Genomic DNA, 4,607 nt, shown 5'->3' with positions numbered 1-4,607 from the left:
GACGGGGACGTCGGCGTCCTCGGCGAACTTGTGGATCCACGCGCTGTAGCCCATGAGACCTCCCGGCTCTCTGCACGACCCCATGGCGAAGGCCCCGCCGCTCGGAAGCGGCGGGGCCTTCGCCCACATGGGATGAGTGGAGATGGCGGGAATCGAACCCGCGTCCAACGGTGCAGAATCAGGGCTTCTCCGTGTGCAGTTCGCTGCGATTTTCTCGGCCCCGGCGATCACGCGAACAAGTCGCCGACGGGCCCAGTCACTGTTTGATTTCCCATCGAACCCCGTGACCGGGCTCGATGGTTTAGTTCCCTAGCTTATGCCAGGATCCGGGTCGGGAACGCTCCCGGGCTGACACCCATTTAGGGTCCTTCAGTCACTGCTTATCAGGCAGCGAGGGCGAAGGACTGGGAATCGCGCTTGGTGTTGGCGATTATTTTTTGCGACATATGGTTTACGAGATCATTGCCGCTTCCTCGACACGCTTCCCCTGCTTCGACAGCCGCTGTCGAAACCGATCATCCCCATGTTGTGTTGACAATCCCCTCCGGAGAGGGGCACGCACCCGCCGTGGGGTGCAGTCACCATCGTACGTGACCAACGCAGGTCGGTGCCAGCGTATTCCCTACGCCCCGCGCTGCCTCCGCTTCACGGCCGCGATCGCGCGGTCGGTCTCCCGGCGGTCCTGCTTCTCCCGGAGCGCCTGGCGCTTGTCGTACTCCTTCTTGCCCTTCGCCAGCGCGATCTCGACCTTGGCCCGGCCGTCCTTGAAGTACAGCGCGAGGGGCACGATGGTGTGACCCGTGTCCCCCGACTTCGACTCCAGTTTGTCGATCTCGGAGCGGTGCAGCAGCAGCTTGCGCTTGCGCCGCGCGCTGTGGTTGGTCCAGGTGCCCTGGCTGTACTCCGGCACGTGCACGTTGTGCAGCCACGCCTCACCGTCGGTCAGCTGCACGAAGCCGTCGACCAGCGACGCCCGTCCCTGGCGCAGGGACTTCACCTCGGTCCCGGTGAGGACCAGGCCGGCCTCGTAGGTGTCGATGACGAGGTAGTCGTGCCGCGCCTTCTTGTTCTGCGCGATCAGCTTGCGCCCTTTTTCCTTAGCCATAGTGCCGACCATTTTCGCACTACGGAGGGGCCCTGCGGAAAGTCGATTACGAGGAGCTCGCGAGGCCGCGCAGTACGGTCCCGGCCCGCTGGAGGGCGTCCTCGCCGGTCTCCAGGTCGGGCGTGATGCCCCGGCCGTCGACCCCGCGGCCGGAGGGGGTGCGGTAGTGCCCGACGGTCAGCTCCGCGACGGAGCCGTCGGGCAGCCGGCTCGGCATCTGGACCGAGCCCTTGCCGAAGGTGCGGGAGCCCACGACGAGTGCCCGTCCGCGGTCCTGTACGGCACCGGTGAGGAGCTCGGCCGCGCTCATCGTCCCGCCGTCGACGAGCGCGACCAGCGGTTTCGTGGTGTCCCCGCCGGACTCGGCGTGCAGGGCGCGCTGCTCGCCGTCGACGTCGTAGGTGGCGACCAGGCCGCCGTCGAGGAAGGCGGACGCGGCGGTCACGGCCTCGGTGACCAGGCCGCCGGAGTTGCCGCGCAGGTCGAGGACGATCCCGGCGCGGGACGGGGTCCGGCGGACGGCTTCGCGGACCTGGCGGCCGGAGCCCTTGGTGAAGGTGTCGACCTTGATGACGGTGACGCGGCCCGCGAGCTCCCGGACGGTGACCGAGTCCGTGGACAGCTGGGCCCGGCGCACGGTTTCGGTCCACGCGCGACTGCCGCGCTCCAGGCCGAGACGGACGGTGGTGCCCGCGGGGGCGTCGGTGGCGTCGCCGCGCAGTAAGGAGACGACCTCGGTGACGGGCCGGCCGTCGGTCTTCTCTCCGTCGACGCTGCGCAGCAGGTCTCCGGGGCGGATCCCGGCGGTGGCGGCGGGCGACCCGGCGCGCACCTTCGTCACCTCGATACGGCCGTCCCGTTCACTGCGGGCCCACAGGCCGACGCCGGTGTACTGGCCGTCGAGGGACTCCTCGAACTCCTCGTACTCGCCCGGGGAGTAGACGGCGCCCCAGCGGTCCCCGCTCCGGCTGACGGCGCGCTTCGCGGCCTGGATCGGGGACTTGCCGTCGGCCATGGCCTCCTCGGCGGCCCGGGCGACATCCGCGTGGTGTGCGGCCGAACCCGCCGAACGGACCTCGTCCGGCGCGGACTTCATCTGGCCCTGGGGCAGCGCCCCGGTGGCCGCACCGGCGACGAGCACGCTCGTGAACACCAACGTCAGGGCGGCCCCGCGACGGATGCGACGGGGCTGACAGAACGGGTCACGACCTGACATGCCGGTGAGTCTAGGACAAGCGGAAGGGCCGTACGGTCGGTTGACCGTACGGCCCCTCTTGGCATGCGTCACACCTTCAAGTACTTGCGCAACGCGAAGAACGCCGCCAACGCGGGCATCAGGAGGCTCGTCGCGAGGATGAGCGGCAGCTTGGTGAGGACGGCGTCCCAGCCGATGAAGTTGATCAGTGTCAGCTGGTCGGCCAGGGCGAGTCCGTGATCGATGAGGAAGTACCGGGCGAGCAGCAGGAAACCGCACGCGAGGGTGCCGCCGATGAGTCCGGCGACCGCGGCCTCCATGATGAACGGCGCCTGGATGTAGAAGCCGGAGGCACCGACCAGTCGCATGATGCCGGTCTCACGCCGGCGGCTGAACGCGGAGACGCGCACGGTGTTGACGATCAGCATCAGCGCGACGACCAGCATCAGCGCCATCACCGCACGGGCGGCCCAGTTCATGCCGTTCAGCAGCTTGAACAAGTTGTCCAGGATGCCCTTTTGGTCCTGTACGGACTGCACGCCGTCCCGGCCGTTGAAGGCGGTGGCGATGACCTGGTACTTCTCCGGGTCCTTCAGCTTGATGCGGTACGACTCCTGCATCTGGTCCGGCGTGAGGGAGCTGGCGAGCGGGGAGTCGCCGAACTGCTCCTTGTAGTGCTTGTACGCCTGGTCCTGCGACTCGTACGTGACCGCCTGGACGACGTTCATCTTGTCGAGGTCGGCCTTGATCTGCTTCTTCTGGTCGTCGGTCACCGCGCCCTTGGCGCAGTTGGGGTCCGACTCGGCATCGCTCTTGTTGCAGAGGAAGATCGAGACGTTGACCTTGTCGTACCAGTAGCCCTTCATGGTGTTGACCTGGTCGCTCATCAGGAGCGACCCGCCGAACAGGGCGAGCGACAGGGCGACGGAGACGACGACGGCGAAGGTCATCGTCAGGTTGCGGCGGAGACCGACACCGATCTCCGACAGGACGAACTGGGCGCGCATGGCGACTGGTTAAGCCTTTCCGTGGATCTCGGGTGCGGTATCAGTGCTGGTAGCCGTAGACACCGCGGGCCTGGTCGCGGACGAGGCGGCCCTTCTCCAGTTCGATGACGCGCTTGCGCATCTGGTCCACGATGTTCTGGTCGTGCGTGGCCATCACCACGGTCGTGCCCGTCCGGTTGATGCGGTCGAGCAGCTTCATGATGCCGACGGAGGTCTGCGGGTCGAGGTTGCCGGTGGGCTCGTCGGCGATGAGCAGCTTGGGGCGGTTGACGAAGGCCCGCGCGATGGCGACGCGCTGCTGCTCACCACCGGACAGCTCGCCGGGCATCCGGTCCTCCTTGCCGCCGAGCCCGACGAGGTCGAGCACCTGCGGCACGGACTTGCGGATCTCGCCGCGCGACTTGCCGATGACCTCCTGCGCGAAGGCGACGTTCTCGCCGACCGTCTTGTTCGGCAGCAGGCGGAAGTCCTGGAACACGGTCCCCAGCTGGCGCCGCATCTGCGGGACCTTCCAGTTGGAGAGGCGGGCGAGGTCCTTGCCCAGAACGTGCACCTGACCGTGACTGCACCGCTCCTCGCGGAGGATCAGCCGCAGGAAGGTGGACTTTCCGGAGCCGGAGGACCCCACGAGGAAGACGAACTCGCCTTTCTCGACCTCCAGGGACACATCCCTGAGGGCGGGGCGGGTCTGCTTGGGGTAGACCTTGGAGACGTTGTCGAATCGGATCACGGATGCACCACGGGTCGCCGGGGGTAGATGAGCGTGACCATACGCGAACCGGGTGGGGCACCGCAGTCACCGACCGTGGTTGCGCCACGGATGTGCCATTTTGTGCCGAGCGCCGAGGGGCGCGGGGGGACTGTGCGTACCACCACAGAAAACGCGCAGCCGCGCGACGGCCGACGGAACCTGGCAAAGTGGAGGGGGAACATTCCCACCCCCACGGACGTTGGACACGTGGAACCGGCGCAAGGAGGGCAAGCGCATGACGTACGACCGGCTGGTGTGCGCGAACTGCGCGTCCCCCGTGAACGAGGGCCGCTGCCCCGTGTGCCGCGCGAACCGCGAGCGGCTGCAACAGGAGAACTTCCTGGCGGGCATGAACCCGATGGCTCTGATCGCACTGCTGACGGTGCTGATCGCCGCGGTGGCCCTGCTGGCGCACCAGACCGCGTGACGGCGTAAGCCCCCAGCGCAACACCGAGGGCCCGGAGGGTTAGCTCCGGGCCCTCGGTGTTGGGGTGGGCGCACGGTCCGTACGGACGCGGCTAACCTCAGGGGGCAGCGCCCCCGCGGGCG

At 67.9% G+C, this 4,607-nt stretch carries 5 protein-coding genes and 1 other RNA gene; 1 reads left to right on the top strand and 5 read right to left on the bottom strand.

What is annotated here, in order from left to right:
* Positions 1–134 precede the first annotated feature (134 nt).
* From ssrA to ftsE, 5 genes are all read right to left on the bottom strand, one after another.
* Positions 135–523: a transfer-messenger RNA gene (gene ssrA / locus ABT116_RS39785) on the bottom strand.
* A gap of 99 nt (positions 524–622) precedes the next feature.
* The gene (gene smpB / locus ABT116_RS39780; RefSeq protein WP_351644763.1) at positions 623–1,105 is read right to left on the bottom strand and encodes an SsrA-binding protein SmpB; all 483 of its coding nucleotides are present in this window, start codon (positions 1,103–1,105) and stop codon (positions 623–625) included.
* A 46-nt stretch (positions 1,106–1,151) separates the two neighbouring features.
* The gene (locus ABT116_RS39775; protein ID WP_351644759.1) at positions 1,152–2,321 is read right to left on the bottom strand and encodes a S41 family peptidase; all 1,170 of its coding nucleotides are present in this window, start codon (positions 2,319–2,321) and stop codon (positions 1,152–1,154) included.
* 68 nt (positions 2,322–2,389) lie between these two features.
* Positions 2,390–3,307: a permease-like cell division protein FtsX gene (ftsX, locus tag ABT116_RS39770; protein WP_351644755.1), complete on the bottom strand. Its 918-nt coding sequence runs from the start codon at positions 3,305–3,307 to the stop codon at positions 2,390–2,392.
* Positions 3,308–3,347: 40 nt separating this feature from the next.
* A complete protein-coding gene (ftsE, locus tag ABT116_RS39765) occupies positions 3,348–4,037 on the bottom strand; it encodes a cell division ATP-binding protein FtsE (protein ID WP_003990615.1) in 690 nt (229 codons plus the stop codon).
* A gap of 256 nt (positions 4,038–4,293) precedes the next feature.
* Between ftsE and ABT116_RS39760 the strand changes: the two genes are divergently transcribed.
* Positions 4,294–4,485: a hypothetical protein gene (locus ABT116_RS39760; RefSeq protein ID WP_184558735.1), complete on the top strand. Its 192-nt coding sequence runs from the start codon at positions 4,294–4,296 to the stop codon at positions 4,483–4,485.
* Positions 4,486–4,607: the final 122 nt, after the last annotated feature.

Origin of the sequence: Streptomyces sp. NPDC002130 (assembly GCF_040296465.1) — a bacterium.
Taxonomy (GTDB): domain Bacteria; phylum Actinomycetota; class Actinomycetes; order Streptomycetales; family Streptomycetaceae; genus Streptomyces.
This window is presented reverse-complemented; position numbering and strand designations above follow the sequence as displayed.